The organism is Sphingopyxis yananensis, assembly GCF_020687785.1.
In the GTDB taxonomy this organism is placed as follows: Bacteria; Pseudomonadota; Alphaproteobacteria; order Sphingomonadales; family Sphingomonadaceae; genus Sphingopyxis; species Sphingopyxis yananensis.
In genome coordinates, this window is record NZ_JAJEWI010000008.1 from 505,849 (window position 1) to 523,410 (window position 17,562).

At 57.7% G+C, this 17,562-nt stretch carries 15 protein-coding genes; 7 read left to right on the forward strand and 8 right to left on the reverse strand.

Going from position 1 to position 17,562, the window contains the following annotated elements; translation table 11 throughout:
- Positions 1 to 45: 45 nt before the first annotated feature.
- Positions 46 to 618 (forward strand): urate hydroxylase PuuD, encoded by a 573-nt coding sequence (locus tag LKO31_RS10545; RefSeq protein WP_227690486.1) that lies wholly within the window; start codon positions 46 to 48, stop codon positions 616 to 618.
- Between the two features lie 85 nt (positions 619 to 703).
- Here LKO31_RS10545 and LKO31_RS10550 read toward each other — a convergent pair whose 3' ends face one another.
- The 4 genes from LKO31_RS10550 to LKO31_RS15100 form a co-directional block, all read right to left on the reverse strand.
- Positions 704 to 1,258 (reverse strand): gamma carbonic anhydrase family protein, encoded by a 555-nt coding sequence (locus tag LKO31_RS10550; RefSeq protein WP_227690487.1) that lies wholly within the window; start codon positions 1,256 to 1,258, stop codon positions 704 to 706.
- Positions 1,255 to 3,468 (reverse strand): spermidine synthase, encoded by a 2,214-nt coding sequence (locus LKO31_RS10555; protein ID WP_227690488.1) that lies wholly within the window; start codon positions 3,466 to 3,468, stop codon positions 1,255 to 1,257. Before LKO31_RS10555 ends, LKO31_RS10550 begins: the two co-directional genes overlap by 4 nt.
- A gap of 19 nt (positions 3,469 to 3,487) precedes the next feature.
- Positions 3,488 to 4,486: a porphobilinogen synthase gene (gene hemB / locus LKO31_RS10560; RefSeq protein WP_227690489.1), complete on the reverse strand. Its 999-nt coding sequence runs from the start codon at positions 4,484 to 4,486 to the stop codon at positions 3,488 to 3,490.
- A gap of 105 nt (positions 4,487 to 4,591) precedes the next feature.
- Entirely contained in the window at positions 4,592 to 6,229 is a 1,638-nt protein-coding gene (locus tag LKO31_RS15100) for a M23 family metallopeptidase (RefSeq protein ID WP_320443492.1), read from the reverse strand.
- 314 nt (positions 6,230 to 6,543) lie between these two features.
- On the opposite strand from LKO31_RS15100, the gene LKO31_RS10570 reads away from it, so the two are divergent.
- The 6 genes from LKO31_RS10570 (at position 6,544) to LKO31_RS10595 (ending at position 15,883) form a co-directional block, all read left to right on the forward strand.
- On the forward strand, positions 6,544 to 9,699 hold the full coding sequence (locus LKO31_RS10570) for a helicase-related protein (RefSeq protein ID WP_227690490.1): 3,156 nt from the start codon (positions 6,544 to 6,546) through the stop codon (positions 9,697 to 9,699).
- A gap of 13 nt (positions 9,700 to 9,712) precedes the next feature.
- Positions 9,713 to 10,054 carry an RNA-binding S4 domain-containing protein gene (locus LKO31_RS10575; protein ID WP_227690491.1) on the forward strand — a complete coding sequence of 114 codons (342 nt, stop codon included), beginning with the start codon at positions 9,713 to 9,715 and terminating at the stop codon, positions 10,052 to 10,054.
- 186 nt (positions 10,055 to 10,240) lie between these two features.
- Positions 10,241 to 10,579, forward strand: a complete 339-nt coding sequence (gene fdxA, locus LKO31_RS10580; RefSeq protein ID WP_227690492.1) for a ferredoxin FdxA — start codon at positions 10,241 to 10,243, stop codon at positions 10,577 to 10,579.
- Positions 10,580 to 10,840: 261 nt separating this feature from the next.
- On the forward strand, positions 10,841 to 11,491 hold the full coding sequence (gene clpP, locus LKO31_RS10585) for an ATP-dependent Clp endopeptidase proteolytic subunit ClpP (RefSeq protein WP_320443493.1): 651 nt from the start codon (positions 10,841 to 10,843) through the stop codon (positions 11,489 to 11,491).
- Between the two features lie 224 nt (positions 11,492 to 11,715).
- A complete protein-coding gene (gene clpX / locus LKO31_RS10590) occupies positions 11,716 to 12,987 on the forward strand; it encodes an ATP-dependent Clp protease ATP-binding subunit ClpX (RefSeq protein ID WP_227690493.1) in 1,272 nt (423 codons plus the stop codon).
- Positions 12,988 to 13,357: 370 nt separating this feature from the next.
- On the forward strand, positions 13,358 to 15,883 hold the full coding sequence (locus tag LKO31_RS10595; protein ID WP_227690494.1) for a TonB-dependent receptor: 2,526 nt from the start codon (positions 13,358 to 13,360) through the stop codon (positions 15,881 to 15,883).
- A 134-nt stretch (positions 15,884 to 16,017) separates the two neighbouring features.
- On the opposite strand, the gene LKO31_RS10600 is transcribed toward LKO31_RS10595, so the two are convergent.
- From LKO31_RS10600 to LKO31_RS10615, 4 genes are all read right to left on the reverse strand, one after another.
- Complete coding sequence (locus tag LKO31_RS10600) at positions 16,018 to 16,428, reverse strand: SufE family protein (RefSeq protein WP_227690495.1); 411 nt, start codon at positions 16,426 to 16,428, stop codon at positions 16,018 to 16,020.
- A 118-nt stretch (positions 16,429 to 16,546) separates the two neighbouring features.
- A complete protein-coding gene (locus LKO31_RS10605; protein ID WP_227690496.1) occupies positions 16,547 to 16,867 on the reverse strand; it encodes a hypothetical protein in 321 nt (106 codons plus the stop codon).
- 40 nt (positions 16,868 to 16,907) lie between these two features.
- Entirely contained in the window at positions 16,908 to 17,183 is a 276-nt protein-coding gene (locus LKO31_RS10610; protein WP_227690497.1) for a hypothetical protein, read from the reverse strand.
- A 48-nt stretch (positions 17,184 to 17,231) separates the two neighbouring features.
- Positions 17,232 to 17,537, reverse strand: coding sequence for a hypothetical protein (locus tag LKO31_RS10615; protein ID WP_227690498.1), 306 nt, complete (start codon positions 17,535 to 17,537; stop codon positions 17,232 to 17,234).
- Between the last annotated feature and the right edge of the window lie 25 nt (positions 17,538 to 17,562).

Genomic DNA, 17,562 nt, shown 5'->3' on the forward strand with positions numbered 1-17,562 from the left:
TCGCATAAGAGGCTGGCATAAAAGCTGGTGAGGAGGGGAAAGATAATGGGTAAATTTTTCGAGAATTTACACGCCGTTCTGTTGGCGGGCGTGGTGCTGTCGATCATTTTGATGCTGCGCCTGAATGGCCAAAATTTCGAAGATGGCGGAACCGCCGCTGTCGCCGTCATGCGCTGGCTGCACACATTTTTCGGCATTTTGTGGATCGGTTTGCTCTATTATTTCAATTTTGTGCAAATCCCGACCATGCCAAAGATTCCGGCCGAATTGAAACCCGGCGTGTCAAAACATATCGCCCCTGCCGCGCTCTTCTGGTTCCGCTGGGCGGCGCTGATTACGGTGGTGCTGGGTCTGGCGATTGCTGGTCACAGCCGGTATCTGGCCCCCGCTTTGGCGCTGGAAGCGCCCTTTGCCTTGATCGGCGTTGGTATGTGGCTGGGTCTGATCATGGCCTTTAACGTGTGGTTCGTCATTTGGCCGAACCAGAAAAAGGCGCTGGGCTTGGTCCAAGCAGATGACGCCACGAAAGCCAAATCGGCGCGCACCGCGATGATCTTTTCGCGCACCAACACCTTGCTGTCCATTCCCATGCTCTATGCGATGGTTAGCTTTTCCTGATCAAAAAAAGGCGCGGGGGGATATCCGCCCGCGCTTTTTCATGCCCCCTAAACCACCCAGCCATTTCGGGCGGGTAGTGCGGCCCTTAACCGTCGATAGCCGCTTTGTGCATCCGGCCATTCAGCACATAATGGGCGACACCAACCTGCATTCCCGCAGCCTGTGCATCGTCAATGTCGCGTACACGGCGTGCAGGCGATCCGGCCCATAATTCGCGGCTGGGGATATGTTTATTTTCTGTCAGCAAAGCCCCCGCCGCCAACATGGCGTCGCTGCCAATAGTACAGCCGTTCATCACCGTGGCTTTCAACCCAACAAAGGCGCGGTCCGCCAATTCACAGCCATGCACCATCGCCATATGCCCAATCAGCACATCTTCACCGATAATGGTCGGATATCCTTGGGGGCGTGATGGCATGGGGCCGTCACAGTGAATCACGCTGCCGTCCTGAATATTGCTGCGAGCCCCGACAATGATTTGGCTGACATCCGCGCGCAGCACGCAATTATACCAAATGCTGACATCCTCGCCGATCACCACATCGCCAATGATCCGACAACCGGGCGCGATAAAGGCGCTGGGGTGAATGCGCGGGCTTTTGCCGTTCACGCTGACAAGGGTCACATCTTTATAGGTCATGGCTTAGTCCCCAAAATATTCTGCCACATCAATATCGGCAAAGTAGACGCATAATCATCTGTCCAGCGCCGGAAAGCTGGTGTTTTTTCCAGTCCCTGCCACGGCGTTCCCGTTGGGTCATCATAGGTCAGCATCGCCAATCGATTGGCCGATGGTGCCATGGCAACCCAGCTTGACCCCGTCAAATATCCTGCGTCGTCATCCGGTTCATCCACCCGCATAGCCACGGGCCAGCCCCGCGCTGCGGCATCAGCCGCCAACACGGGTTCCAGATCAAAAAAGCGGTTGGAAATATGCAGCAGCAACAGCCCATCATCCTTGAGCGCGCGGGCGTAAATATCAATCGCTTCTTTGGTCAATAAATGCAGCGGTATCGCGTCCGATGAAAAGGCGTCGATGACCAAAATATCAAATGTCTTGGCGGGCACTTGTTCCAGCATCAACCGCGCGTCGCCCAACACCACAGGGGCATCGGGCGCACAGTCAGACAGAAAGGTAAAGCGAGCGGGATCACGGGCAATTTGCATCATCACCGGATCAATTTCAAAAAATGTCCAAGTTTGGCTGGGCTGGCGATAACACGCCAATGTCCCTGCCCCCAAACCAACAATAGCAATGGACGCGGTGGGCGATGCCTGTTGCAAGACCAAGCCAACGCCCGATGTGCGGCCATAATAGGTGGTCGGCTCCAACCGTTCCGCCGCACCCATGCGCTGCAAACCATGCAAGGTCGTGCCATGGGCCAAGCGACGTTGGTCGGCGGCAACGTCGTCGGTCACGCTATAGACGCCGAAATAGCTGCGCACGCGGTCACCGCTCAGGCTTTGACCGATATTGCTGACCCCGCCCATCGCCAACATCAACGCCAGCAGCACCAGCACATAGACCCAGCGCCAGCCAATGCACAGCACACCAATCAGGAACATCAACCCAACAAACAGGCCAATATCCCCTTCGAACACGCCATTCCATTCGCCCGCGACATGAAAAGCCATGGCGGCCACACAGCCCAACAGCACCGTCACGACACGTCCGGCATTGCGCGCCGAGACACCCAGCATCTGCTGCCAAGGAATCAGCACGGGCAAGGGCAGCAACAGCGCCGCCGCCACCATCAAAATCGGATGTTCATAAACCCAGTCGAACAAAATGGGCGCCACCAAGGCGGCAAATAAACCACCCAGCACACCGCCCGCCGACATGATCAGATAGAAAAGCGTCAAATGCTGGGGCGCGGGGCGTAGATGATAGAGATAGCCGTGCAGCGACACCGATAGGATGAACAGCAAAGCAAGGCTGGCCAAGGCCACCGTCATCGACCCGCCGCTGTTGATCATCGACAAGCCGCCAATCAGCAACAAAGCGGCGGGAGCAACCGTGGTCAGCACCGATTTTATGACGCTATTTTCGGTAAAAGCAAAAACATAGCTGAGCAGATATAAACCCAGCGGCAGCACCCACAGCAGCGGCATGGCGACAATATCGGTCGTCAAATGGGTGGTGGTCGACAGCATCAACCCCGATGGAACCGCCGCGATGGCCAGCCAATGCAATTTGCGGCGCAGGCTGGGCGCAGGCTGGGCCGCATCATTGGTTCCAAGACTGGCTGGCCCATTTTGGCTATGCCAGCGCGCGGCGGCGGCACCAGCCACCAGCAAGAACAACAGACCATAGCCGAAGGTCCATCCCCACGCCTGCTGCGCCAACAGAAAATTGGGTTCGACCAACAAAGGGTAAGAAATCAGCCCCGCAAAACTACCCAAATTGGATGCGGCATAAAGATAATATGGGTCTCCTGCCGCGCTGTCGGCGGCGAACCAACGCTGCATCAGTGGGGCCTGCGCGGACACCGCAAAAAACACCGGACCGATGGATGCCAGCAGCAATAATGGCACCCACAACGCCTCTTGCCCCGACGCGGGCGCGCCGATGGAGGCGATGCCAATGGGCAGCCACGCCGCCGCGACCAGCAACAAACCGCCATGCACCAAGGCTTGGCGTTTCAGGGAAAAGCGGCCCAGCCAATGCGCATAGGCATAGCCGCCGAGCAGCAAGGCCTGATAGACCAGCATCGCGCTGTTCCACACAGCGGGCGCACCGCCCAGCTTAGGCAACACCATACGGGCCACCATGGGCTGCACCAAAAACAGCAAAAAGCTGCCGACCAAAATGGTGGCGACGAAAATCCACCGCCGTGCTGTGCCCATCATGCGCCCCTGCCCCAAGCGGTTATTGGTTTAACAATCGCGCCGCGTGCAGCGCGTGATAGGTCAGCACGCCCGACGCCCCCGCCCGCCGGAACGCCAGCAAGGTTTCCAGCACCAACGCATCACGGTCGCCCGCACCGGCCGCCACCGCAGCCTCGATCATCGCATATTCGCCGGACACCTGATAGGCATAGGTCGGCACAGCGAAAGCGTCTTTGACCGCGCGGACCATATCCAAATAAGGCAAGCCCGGCTTGACCATCACGCTGTCCGCGCCTTCCAGCAAATCTTGCTCCACTTCGCGCAAAGCCTCTTCGGCGTTGGCAGGGTCCATCTGATAGCTTTTCTTGTCACCCTTCAGCAGGCCGCGCGACCCAACAGCATCGCGGAACGGACCATAAAAGGCCGACGCATATTTGACGGCATAGCTCATGATTTGAACATGGCTGAAACCTTCGTCTTCCAACACATCGCGGATTGCACCGATGCGGCCATCCATCATGTCGCTAGGCGCAATAATATCCGCGCCCGCCCGCGCTTGATTCAGCGCCTGCCCCACCAGTTGCTCGACGGTTTCATCATTCAGCACATAGCCACTATCGTCGATGATGCCGTCTTGCCCATGGCTGGTATAAGGGTCCAGCGCCACATCGGTCAGCAAACCGATATCATCGCCCAACGCGTCTTTGATCGCCATCGTGGCGCGGCACATCAGATTGTCGGCATTGAGCGCCTCTTCGGCCATCATGCTGCGGCGTTCACTTTGCGTATAGGGGAAGAGCGCCAGACAAGGGATACCCTCTGCCACCGCTTCGCGGGCGCGTTCCACGATCAAATCCACCGACCAGCGCGATACGCCCGGCAGGCTGGAAATCGCTTCTTGCTGCTGCTGTCCATCACAGACAAACAGAGGCCAGATCAAATTGGCCGGTGTGACATGATTTTCGCGCACCATGGCGCGGCTCCATGCGGTTCGGCGGCTGCGGCGCAAACGAAGCGCCGGAAAAGATGCACTGCTCATGCGCGTTGCATAGACCCGCTGGGCGTGTGGGCCAATCGATAATGGCAATCAGCGACCAACGAAAGATCAATAAATCGCGCTTCAGTCGGGCTTGGGGTCAGGACCCTATGGCGCGGGTTCGGCTGCGCGCTTGGCCGCGACATCGGCCAATGACCCCAAAGTTGGCGCATTTTGTTCCATCTGACCCAAGGGCCGCAGCGCCGCCCCCGGTGCCACCGCCGTCAAAGCCGATATGCGCGAACGAAAGGCCGACAATTCACGCCCTTCCAATTGCGCGCGCTGGACAAAATTGGCCCCACTGGGGTTCACCGCGCGGCCACCGCGATACAGTTCAAAATGCAAATGTGGTCCGGTGGACAGACCGGTCGAGCCAATATAGCCGATCACTTGCCCTTGCTTCACTCGCTGGCCATTCCGCACGGCGATCCGGCTCATATGACCATATCCTGTGCCGACACCGCCGCCGTGGTTCAGGCGCACAAAATTGCCATATCCGCCATTGCGGCCCGCCATATTAACCACGCCGTCGCTGACCGCGAAAATCGGTGCGCCATATCCGCCGCCATAATCGGTGCCCGCGTGCATCCGTTGATAGCCCAAAATCGGGTGACGCCGCATACCATAGTTAGACGTGACACGGCCCGCTGTGGGACGCGCCATGCCGCCGCGTTTTTGTCCGACTCCCGATGCCTCAAACCATTGAGCGCGACCGTCTTTATTCCATTGCAGCATCGACAAGCGCGGCTTACCTCCGCGAATCAGGCCCGCATAGAGCAGCTTGCCGACCTCGCTTTCGCCCGTCGCGGCGCGGCGATATTCCACGATGATATCAAATTCGTCGCTGGCGCGCATATCACGGCTCACCGAAATCTGGCTGCCGATGACGCGTAAATAGCTTTGGATCGCGTCTGGCGGGGCACCGGCCGCGCGGGCTGATTGATACAGGCCCGCCCCCACGCGCCCGCGAATGCGCAGCGGCGTATTGTCGACGGCAATGGGAATGGCCCGCATGATCAATTCACCGCCCGCGCGTTCCATTTCAATGCGCATGTCAAAACGCGCGCGCATAGACAAAGAATCGACGGGTCGGGGCTGTGTCCGCTCCGTGCGGCGGCCCAGAATCAAATGCACCTGTGTGCCAGCCGGAATATCAGCCAGCGGCACTTTGGCGGATATTTGCTGGCCAATCGCCTGCGCCTGTGCGCGGGACACGCCTGATCGTTCCAACACGCGCTGAAAACTGTCGCCGCGTCCCAAATTGGCGGTCAGTTCAATTTGCGGTCGTTCGGGCGTTTCCGCCAAAGGTCGTACCGCATCGGTCGCGCCCATATGACGCCCCGTATCGCCGCCAAACGCCAGCGGCATGATCGTTTGCGCCCGACTTTCGTTAAAATCGGCGGCGTCCCACACCGTCCCACCGCGTTCCGGCAAGGGCTTGATACCGGGATAGGTTGCAATCGCCGCGCCGCACAGCAAGGTCAGCGTCGCCAGACCGCGCCACCAAATGGGGCTGCCGATTTGGTCGGCCAAGTCAGGGGCCCACTCCATCGCAACCCATTTGCTGCGCCAGCGCGAATGCACCTTACCGCTAGCGGGCGCTATAATGTGCTGGGTGGGTTGCTGGGGACCAAAGACATGGGCCGGTGACAATGATGACGACAGGGCCTGCGACATCGCAAGGGCGGCTGTATTGCCCGACACCACCCCCGCCGAGCCTGTCACTTGGTCCTGACTTTGAAACACGAATGACTTCCCCGCATGGCGCGCCCCGCAACATCATTTGCCGCGCCCAGACGAAAACCGTAACAAAAAATCGGTCCTCGCCGTGGCTTTGTCTGTAAATAAAGCCGGTTAAAGTCAATTTAACGCCTGGTCACGCGCCCAGCTTCTGCGGCCAGTTGTTGCCATGGCGCGATATAATGCAGCGAATTTTGGCATGATGTCACCGATTTTACGCCCCCCAATTGCACCATCCATAGCCGCGCCCTTGCGGTGGCGCGCCGATCGCCTTAGTGCAGCAGCATACCGGACCGTTGATCCGGATTTTTAGAAAGACCATGGCGAAAGCGTCCTCTCCCCCCATCAAAGCGGTGCTTGGCCCAACCAATACGGGCAAAACCCATTTGGCCGTCGAGCGTTTATGCGCCCATGCCAGCGGGATGATCGGCTTTCCGCTGCGCTTGTTGGCGCGCGAGATTTATGAACGTGTGGTCAAAATCAAGGGACCGGAACAGGTCGGCTTGATGACCGGCGAAGAACGTATCCTGCCGCCCAGCGCCCGCTATATTTTGGGCACGATGGAGGCCCTGCCGGTTGAACGGGATGTCGCCTTTGTCGCCATTGACGAAGTGCAATTGGGCGGCGACCCCGAGCGCGGCCATGTCTTCACCGACCGTTTGCTGCGCGCACGGGGCCGCAACGAAACCATGGTGCTGGGGTCTGCCGCAATGGGCAATGTGGTGCGCGCCATATTCCCCGATGCCGACATCACCAGCCGCCCGCGCTTTTCCACCCTCAGCTATGCAGGCAGTTGCAAATTATCCCGCCTGCCAAAACGATCGGCCATTGTCGCTTTTTCGGCCGAAGAAGTCTATGCCATCGCCGAAATGCTGCGCCGTTTTTCAGGCGGCGCGGCGGTGGTGATGGGGGCCTTGTCCCCCAAAACCCGCAACGCCCAAGTCGCGATGTTTGAACGGGGCGAGGTCGACTATCTGGTCGCCACAGACGCCATAGGTATGGGGCTGAATCTGAATGTTCAGCATGTTGCCTTTGCGTCGCTTCAGAAATTTGATGGCCGCCATGTCCGCCGCCTGACCATCGCGGAAATGGCACAAATTGCAGGTCGTGCGGGCCGCCACCAACGCGATGGCACATTTGGCACCATTGGGATGCCGCAGGGCGGCTTCACCCCCGAAGAAGTACACGCCATCGAAGGGCATCACTTCCCGCCCATGTCCAGCATTTTTTGGCGCGACCCCTTGCCCAGCATGGCCTCGCTTGATCGCCTGATTCTGGACCTGACCCGCCCGCCAGCCCATGCCAGTCTGCGCCCCGCCCCCGAAGCGGTGGACCTGAAAGTATTAAAACATCTGGTCGGCGACCCCGACGTTCAGGCAAAAGCCACCAACGAAGATCATATCGCCCGTTTGTGGGATGTTTGCGGCCTGCCCGATTTCGAACAATTGGGCAGCGAACATCACAGCCGCACGGTGCTGAAACTGTGGCAATGGCGCATCAGTGGGGACGGCATGATCGACCCCGACTGGTTTGCGCGCCGTCTGGCCCGCCTCGACAAGACCGAAGGCGACATTGATCAAATCGCCAGCCGTATCGCGGCTGTGCGCACATTATGCTTCATTGCCCAGCGCGGGGATTGGCTTGCCGATGCCACCGGATGGACGATGCAAACACAAATGCTGGAATCGCGCCTATCAGATGCGCTACATACAGCATTGTCACAGCGTTTTGTTGACCGACGCCTTGCGCTGTTGCTACGCGATGCTGGACAAAAAAATACATCACTGCCTGTCGCCATCGCAGATGACGGCACGGTAGCGGTGGATGGAGAAGCCATTGGGACTTTGCGCGGCTTTCAATTTAAGGTTGATCCGATTGCCCGTGCAAGCGACCATCGTTTATTATTAGCTGCGGCGGAAAAACATTTGCGTACAGAATTAAATAACCGCGCTGAGGCGCTGGCCCAAGGAACCGAAGGCACATTGTCTCTGGCGAGTGATGCAGGCGAAGCGCCGCGTTTGATCTGGGAAGATCATGTCGTGGCGACCTTGTCCAAGGGCACGTCCCTTGTTCAGCCTGTCATTCAGTTGGATGCGTCGCTGCGCGCGCTGGATGCCGCACAAGTGGACGCGATTTCTGCGCGCCTGCAACAATTTGTGACGGACGAAATCGCCCGCCACGCAGCCCCGCTGGTCGCCATGGCGACCGCCGCCAGCGCCGAAGACACCCCAGCTCAGATTCGCGCCTTGTTGGCGGTTGTGCTGGATGGTGCCGGTGCCGCCAGCCGTCAATCTGTCGAAAATGCTTTGGCTGCGATCAGCGCCGAAGAACGGCCGATGCTGCGCAAATTGGGTCTGACCATTGGCTCTTTGGATATTTTCCACGGCCTGCTGCTGAAACCAGAAGCCGTGCGTTGGCGCGCTGCTTTGCTGGCCGCGCAAAAGGATGCGCCCGTCCCTGCCCTGCCACCCCATGGCGCGGTGCTGCAAAAGGAAGGCGATGAAGAAGGCCTCGCCATCGCTGGTTTCCGCCGCGGCGCGTCGGCATGGCTGCGCATTGATATGGCCGAAAAGCTGGCCCGTCAGGCGCATGCCGCCCGTTTGCAAGCCCAAGCCCCCACGCCCGCTGCCGCCCCCGCAGAGGCACAGGACGGCAGCACGGCACAGGCAGAAGTGGCCGCTGAAACAGACACTGCAGAAGCCGCAGATGCAGCCGTAGAGGCCGCGCCCGCCGAAACCGCTCCTGCCACTGACGCAGCCGAAGAAACCGTTGTCGAAGCCACCGAAACCGCCGAAGCGAACGAAGTGACGGAAGCCGCTGTTGAGGCAGAAGCCCCAGCAGCGAACGGCGATGTGGCAGAAGGGTCCGAATCGGCAGAAACGACAGAGGCCGCTGAACCCGCCGAAGCGGCTGCTGCAACAGTAGCCACAGAAAATAGCGAAGGCAGCAGCGAAACCGCCGCGTCCGACGAACCGCTTCCCGGCTTTACCATCGACAATGCGCTGGCAACCTCGTTGGGTCTGGATGACGAAGCCCGCCGTGCTTTGTTGCAAAGCCTTGGCTTCCGTTCCGCTGGTGAACCCGAGCTGGACCGCTGGCGCTGGATTGGCCTGAAGCGCAAGGATCAGCGCCGCGACCGTGGCAACCGCCGTTTTGGCGGCCAAAACCGTGGTCCGCGCGGCCAAGCGGGTCAAGACGGCGAAAATCAGGATCGGTTCCGCAAGGGACGCGGCGCGAATCGCGATGGTGAACAAGGCCAACGCAGCCCCCGCAGCGATCGTGGCGATCGTCAGGATCGGGGCGACCGCGCACCGCGTCATTATGACGACCGCAAAGGTCGCCCACAAAATCGCGACCAAAATCGTGATCAAAACCGCACTGGACGCTCACAAGATCGTCCCGACCGTGGCCCTTCACCCAACAGCCCCTTTGCCGGTCTCGCCGCTCTGATGGAAAAGGGACGCAACGACGGATGACCGAGCCTGCCGCGTGACCAAAGCAAAAGGGGCAGAGCCCGAAGCATCGCAGCCGATTCGTATCGACAAATTGCTGTGGTATTTGCGCTTTGTCCGGTCCCGCGCTTTGGCTCAGGCCCTTGTCGAACATGGCCATATTCGATTGGAAGGACGGCGCATCAGCCGTTCTTCCACCATGGTCCAAGCCGGACAACATTTGGTCCTTCCGCTGGAAAGCGGCATTTGGGTCATAAGATTATTATCCATCCCAACACGGCGCGGCCCCGCCCCAGAGGCACAAAGCTGTTATGAGCGGCTTGATTCGCCAGCCCCAGCGCCGACAAATTCCCCAGATTTCGTACAGCCTAGGCTGTAACGGCGCCGGAAATAGCCATGTAAACAAAAACTATCCGGCAAATCGGCGGCAGTTTACAGTGAATTCCCGATGAAAGTGCCTCCGAGCAGGCAACAAGCGTTGACGGGTTGCCTCCGTGCGGAATAGAGGCGTCCCGAATGAATGTTGATGGCCACGGGGCCGATATTTTTGTGGAGCCGTAATCCTATGACCTATGTTGTCACCGACGCCTGCATCCGGTGCAAATATATGGACTGTGTCGAAGTATGCCCCGTCGACTGTTTCTATGAGGGCGAGAATATGCTCGTCATCAACCCCAATGAATGTATCGACTGCGGCGTATGCGAACCCGAATGCCCTGCCGAAGCCATTTTGCCTGACACCGAAAGCGGCTTGGAAAAATGGCTGGAAGTGAACACCACCTATAGCGCGGAATGGCCCAATATCACCGTCAAGCGCGACGCGCCCGAAGACGCCGACGAAATGAAGGGTGTCGAGGGCAAGTTTGAGAAATTCTTCTCTGCTGAGCCAGGCCAAGGCGACTAATCCCGCGCGTCTGCTCAGCGGATGCAACATATTGCACACTGCCCGCCGGACCTGTTCGGCGGGCAGTGTTGATTCGGGCTCGCGCGTTAAACCGCGCGGCCCAAGATCAAAAGCACCCGCTGTGCGGTTCAAAACAAGAATAGCGCGATTCCCGTTTCTTTTCCCCTTGAAACGCTTTCCAACCGCGCCGATGTAGGGAGAAAGAGGAGCTAGCCGGTCGATTACCGATGCGGCATCCCATGATATGAGGACATAAGACTGATGATGGATCCGCTGAGCGCATTGGTGCCTGTGGTCGTTGAACAGACCAGTCGGGGCGAACGCAGCTTCGACATTTTCTCCCGCTTGCTGCGCGAACGGATCGTCTTTGTAACCGGTCAAGTTGAAGACAATATGGCGTCGCTGATCGTCGCCCAATTGCTGTTCCTCGAATCGGAAAATCCGAAAAAAGACATTTATATGTATATCAACTCGCCCGGCGGCGTGGTGACGGCTGGTATGGCGATCCATGACACCATGCAATATATTCGCCCCCGCGTTGGCACGGTGTGCATCGGCCAAGCGGCTTCGATGGGCAGCTTCCTGCTGGCCGCTGGCGAACCCGGCATGCGGGTTGCCCTGTCCAACGCTCGTATCATGGTTCACCAGCCATCGGGCGGTGCGCGCGGCATGGCATCGGATATTGAAATTCAGGCCAAAGAAATCCTGCGCATTCGCCGCCGGATGAACGACCTTTATGCAAAATATACCGGCAAGCCATTGGAAGAAATTGAAAAAGCGATGGACCGCGACACTTTCTTGGAAGCGGACGAAGCCAAGGCTTTTGGCATTGTCGACCAGGTGTTCGACCGTCGCCCCGGCCTGCCCGCCGACGACGCGCCCAGCGAAGTGAGCGAAGGCCCAACGCCTTAATCGCGCCGCAGTCAGACTTTTCAGCGCCCGCCTGTCGCGGGTGGGCGCAGATTTCCATGACACCACTTGATATGCCTATTTGTTCACGCCACATTCGGCGAGCATGCGGTCAGTAGATCAAGTTTATTGGAACGTCCTGCCAGCAATTGCATATTGTAATTGGCCGGACGTGGGCTAGGAAGAAGGCAGGCGGTGTCCCTTTGATGCCTGCCAGAGGAAATTTTATGACGAAGTTGAGCGGCTCGGACAGCAAGAGCACTCTTTATTGCTCCTTTTGCGGAAAGTCGCAGCACGAAGTTCGCAAGCTGATTGCTGGTCCCACGGTTTTCATTTGCGACGAATGCGTTGAACTGTGCAACGACATCATCCGCGAAGAAATTAAGGGCGCCGTGTCGGCTCGCAAGGATGGCGCTGTTCCCACGCCGTTGGAAATTTGCCAGCATCTCGACAATTATGTGATCGGCCAAAACAAAGCGAAGCGCGTTTTGTCGGTGGCGGTGCATAATCATTACAAGCGCTTGGCCAACAGCGGCCGCGGTGATGATGTCGAATTGGCGAAATCGAACATCCTGCTCGTCGGCCCAACCGGCAGCGGCAAAACATTGCTAGCGCAAACGCTGGCACGCTTCCTCGATGTGCCCTTCACCATGGCCGACGCCACGACATTGACCGAAGCCGGTTATGTTGGCGAAGACGTCGAAAATATCATTCTCAAGCTGTTGCAAGCCAGCGATTATAATGTCGAAAAGGCCCAGCGCGGCATTGTCTATATCGACGAAATCGACAAGATCAGCCGCAAGGCCGAAAACCCATCCATCACCCGCGATGTATCGGGCGAAGGCGTGCAGCAAGCCTTGCTGAAACTGATGGAAGGCACGACAGCCAGCGTCCCGCCACAAGGCGGCCGCAAGCATCCGCAGCAGGAGTTTCTGCAAGTCGACACGACGAACATCCTGTTCATCGCGGGCGGTGCTTTTGCGGGTCTCGACAAGATCATTGGCGATCGTATGCAGCGCAAGTCCATCGGCTTTGGGGCGCATGTTGCGGGGCCGGACGAGCGTAGGACTGGCGAAGTGTTAAAGCAAATCGAACCCGAAGATTTGCTGAAATTCGGCCTGATCCCCGAATTTATCGGCCGTCTGCCCGTCATCGCGACGTTGGAAGATTTGGACATCGACGCCTTGGTCCAGATTTTGGGTGAACCGAAAAACGCCTTGGTCAAACAATATAAGAAACTGTTCGACCTAGAAGATGTCGCCTTGACCTTCACCGATGACGCGTTGGTCGCCATTGCGAAAAAGGCCATCGAACGCAAAACCGGTGCGCGCGGTCTGCGCTCGATTGTCGAGGGCATATTGCTCGACACCATGTTCGACCTGCCAGATTTGGCGGATGTCGTCGAAATTGTGGTCGACAAGGATGTCATCGACGGCCGCAAGGAACCTATTCGCGTTCACGCCGAAAAGGGCAAGGAAGCCGCGGGCGACGCCGCTTAACCCCTTCCCCGCCGCTCCGCCGACACACAGCGAGGCGAGCGGGCATATTATGATCTTATTTGATTCGGCCCAGCGCAGCCATGCGCTGGGCCGAATGCTATTTGGGAAACCGTTTCATCGGTAAATATGTTGCATTGCAGCAACACAATAGTAGGAAAATACATTTCATATATATTACATATAAATGTAAAATTCAGCCTTGAGCGCTGATAAATCGCGCAAATCCGTTCCTTTTATATATTTACAACCTTTTTCCTTGGGTTGCCCTGTCACAATCTTGCCATACAGGGGCAGCACGGCCACCACCATGGATCAGCGGGCACCTCTGCTCGTGGGCCGTCAAACCTCCTCCTAAGGGAACATGATTGTCATGAAACTCCGTCATTCGCTTGCTGCCAGCGCTGCCCTGCTGCCAGTCGCAATGCTGTCTACGCCTGCCTTTGCTCAGTCGACCGGCTCGGTCGATTTCCAGAACGAAATCATTGTTACCGGCTCCGCCAACAAGGGCGTTGCTGGCTTCCAATCGCCCGACACGTCCAAAGCGAAGTCGGTTTTGGGTCAAGAAGTGATCGAACGCGCCAACCCTGGCCAGACCATTTTGGACACGATCAACCTTGTTCCCGGCGTGACCTTCACCAACAACGACGCTTATGGCTCGGCTGGTGGTCAGCTCTCGATCCGTGGTTTCTCGTCGGACCGCATCAGCTTGACGATGGACGGTGTTCCCCTGAATGACTCGGGCGGCTATTCGATCTACTCGAACCAGCAAATGGACCCCGAATTGATCGAACAGGTCAACGTCAACTTGGGTTCAACCGACGTCGACAGCCCAACGGCAGCGGCCACCGGTTCGACCGTGAACTATCGCACGCGTTTGCCCAACGAAGAATTTGGCGTTCATGTGTCGGGTTCGGCTGGCGAATTTAACTTCATGCGCATCTTTGGCGCTGTGGACACCGGCGTGTTCACCGGCATCGGTACGCGTGCCTTTGTGTCGGCATCGACCACCTCGAACGACAATCCGTTCAACAATTATGGCCGCGTCAAAAAATCGCAGTTCAACGCCCGTCTGTATCAGCCCATCGGCGCGGACGGCGACTTTGTGTCGATCGCAGGTCATTATAACGAAAACCGCAACAACTTCTTTGGCTCGGTTCCCCTGCGCACCGACCTGAAGCGCCTTGTGGGCGGCGTTGAAGTCGACCGCAATGTTGGCTCCGGTTCGAATGATCGTTTCCCGCTGCATAACGGTGAGCGCGAATATGACATCAACTGGCCTTGCAGCACGGAAGTCGCAGCGACTCCCGGCGCAACGGACAAAGCCTCGTCGTGTGGAACCGAATTTGATCGTCGCTTCAATCCTTCCAACACCGGCAACATCCGTGGTTCGTCGCGCTTCACGCTGAACGACAGCTTGGTGCTGACCGTTGACCCTAGCTATCAATATGTGAAGGCCAATGGCGGTGGCACTGTAACGGCGATGGAAGGCATGAAAGATGGCATGACCGGCTACATCGGCGGTCGTCCTTACTTTGGCATGGACCTGAACGGCGACGGCGATATGCTGGACGAAGTTTCTATGCTCGCCCCCAGCCAGACCCGCACCGACCGTTACGGGGTGATTGCCAACCTGCGTTGGAACATCAACGATAATCACACCCTGCGTTTGGGCTATACGTGGGACAGCGCCCGCCACCGCCAGACCGGTGAAGTTGGCTTGTTGCAAGCCAATGGAACGCCATTTGACGTCTTCCCTATGAATGACCCACAAGTCGACGCCAGCGGCCATGTGCTGCAAAAGCGTGACCGCCTGTCCTATGCGATCCTGCATCAGGTTTCGGGTGAATATCGCGGCGAATTTTTGGACGGCGCATTGGTCGCAAACGTCGGTATCCGCGCACCGTTCATGAAGCGTAATCTGAACAATTATTGCTTCACCACCAGCGTTTCGGGCTTTGTTGATTGCTTCGCACAAGACGCCGAACGCAACGACGCTTATGCTGAAGCCAACCCGAATGTTCAGGGTCCGCAAAAGCGCGTGAAGAAGTATGACGACATCCTGCCAAACCTCGGCTTGGTGTATAAGATCGACCAAAATACTTCTGTGTTCGCGAACTATTCGAAGGGTCTGCAGGTTCCGGGCACCGACAATCTGTATAATGCCTTCTATTATGCCGATAACACCGCTGGTGCGAACCCACGCCCTGAAATGACCGATAACTTCGACTTGGGTGCGCGTTACCGTTCGAGCAAGATCCAAGCCCAAGCTTCGGTTTGGTACACCCGTTATCAGGATCGTCTGGCTTCGGCTTATGACCCTGAACTGGACCGCAACGTCTATCGCAACCTTGGCCGCGTAGACAAATATGGCATCGATGGCAGCATCAGCTATCAGCCGATCCCAGAACTGGCCCTCTATGCCTTTGGTTCGTACATGAAGTCCGACATCAAGGACAATGTCCTGATCGACGTGGATAGCAACGGCAACAATGTCTATGAGCTTACCGCTGGCAAGCGTGAAGGCGGCGCGCCTGCTTACACCTTCGGTGGTTCGGCTCGCGCTCTGCTGGGTCATGTTGATCTGGGTGTGACGGCGAAGCGCACTGGTGGTCGCTATCTGTATGACAACAACATGCCCTTCGTGGATGGTGCAGGTAATGTTGCCTATGGTGCCAAGACCAATGCTTATTGGCTGGTAAACCTTGATGCGCGCGTCAATCTGGAATTCTTGGGCTTGAACGACAAGACCTTCTTCCAGTTGAACGTCTATAACCTGTTCGATGCGCTCTATGTTGGTAACTACAACAGCTCGCTCGCGCCAACCGCTGACAAGGCCCTGAACGCCCAAATCGGCGCACCGCGCACGATCAGCGGCACGATCAGCGTTCAGTTCTAAGCCGAACTCGCAAAATTAAAAAAGGGCGCGGAGGGAAACTTCCGCGCCCTTTTTCATGCGCGATTTCCGCTGGCCCAGCGGACACAAAAAAGGGCGGGAAAGCCCGCCCTATCTTGCCACGACTTTGATCGGGATTATTCCGCGATCAACCGCCGCGCCGTGTCTTGCACCAGTGCAATCATATTGGGCACGCCCTGCGTGCGATTGGACGATAATTGGCGGGTTAAATCGAAACGCGCCAAGGCTCCTGTCACATCCATTGCCGCGACATCGGCGGCTGGCTGGTCTTGTACCGCCGCCAGCACCAGCGCGACAATGCCCTTGGTGATGGCGGCATTGCTGTCGGCCAGAAAATGCAATCGGCCATTATCTTGGGATACAGGATAAACCCAGACGCTGGCCGAACAACCGCGCACCAATGTGGCGTCTGTTTTCAGCGCATCGGGCATGGGCTCCAATTCTCGGCCCAAGTCGATCAGCAAGCGATAGCGATCGTCACCGTCCAGAAAATCATATTCTTCGAAAATATCATCAAGGCTGCGCATATCCGCGCCCTTGCATGTTTGTCCCTGTTTCGCAAGCATCGGGCCGTAAGGCACGTCTACAAAGGCCTGCTTTGGCGGAGGCGGACCAAGCGGCCTTGGCCGCCCGCCCTCCGCCAAATTATAAATCGACGCCCGCCGCAATCGCTTCCAATTTGCGCAGCCGTTCGCGCATATCCGCCAAGTCAATCCGCGTGGCCGCTGACATGGTAGTCAGATCATCGGCATGAACCGCCGATGGCCCATTATCAGGCAGCGCAGGCCCACGACCTGCGCTTTGGTGCCATAGCCCTGCTTCACGGGCTGCGGCCAGTTCGTCGCGTTTCAGGCTGATCCAGTCACGCCATCCCGCCAACACGGCACGGCTCAATATCGCCAATCCGCCCATCAACGCAGCAATGATGACCAAGGGCATCGACGCTGCTGTCATGATGTCCGCCATATAATTGCTCCCTCACTTCATTGGCCTTGGCCAGCGGCGCTTAATTCAGCGGCTGGTCGCGCAGGCTTTCAATCTCTGCAGCCAAATCGCTGCCTTTGTCGGTCGCAATGCGTTCCAAGACCCGCACACGCTGTTCCAGACGCTCGATCTGCGCGGCATATTGCGCCGCTTTCTCGGCCGTTTCATGGCTCAACATTTCCAACTGCTTTTCCTTCAAGCGCGTCTGGCGCTTGTACATGTCGTTGATTGCCCCAAAAATGACGGGCAACCCCACCACGATGAAGAAAAAGCCAATAATCATCCAACCGCGGTCCATGTCCCATTCTCCTCTTTGCCGCATCAACGGCCGGCCCAGCACCAAGCATCATGCTTGATCGGATGATCCCCCGTCTGTTTCAGATGGGGCCTGTTTTCCAGATGGGGCCGGCTCGATGATCAATCGTTCCAGCACCGCTATCCGTTGTTCCAGATCATCCTTTTTCTGGCGCAACATGGCCAATTTCTGCTGTTCTTCCGTTATACTTCGTTCAATCGCCAATGCGGGTCGATCAACGGTTTGACGTCGCCAATCCGCGCTGGTCCGCCGCAGCCAAAACCATAGGAACCGAATAGCGCGCTGGATGAGGAAGGCCGCCAATAACAAGCCCATCAACAGCATCACTTGCGCCATTCACCACCCCCATCGTTCGGCATTC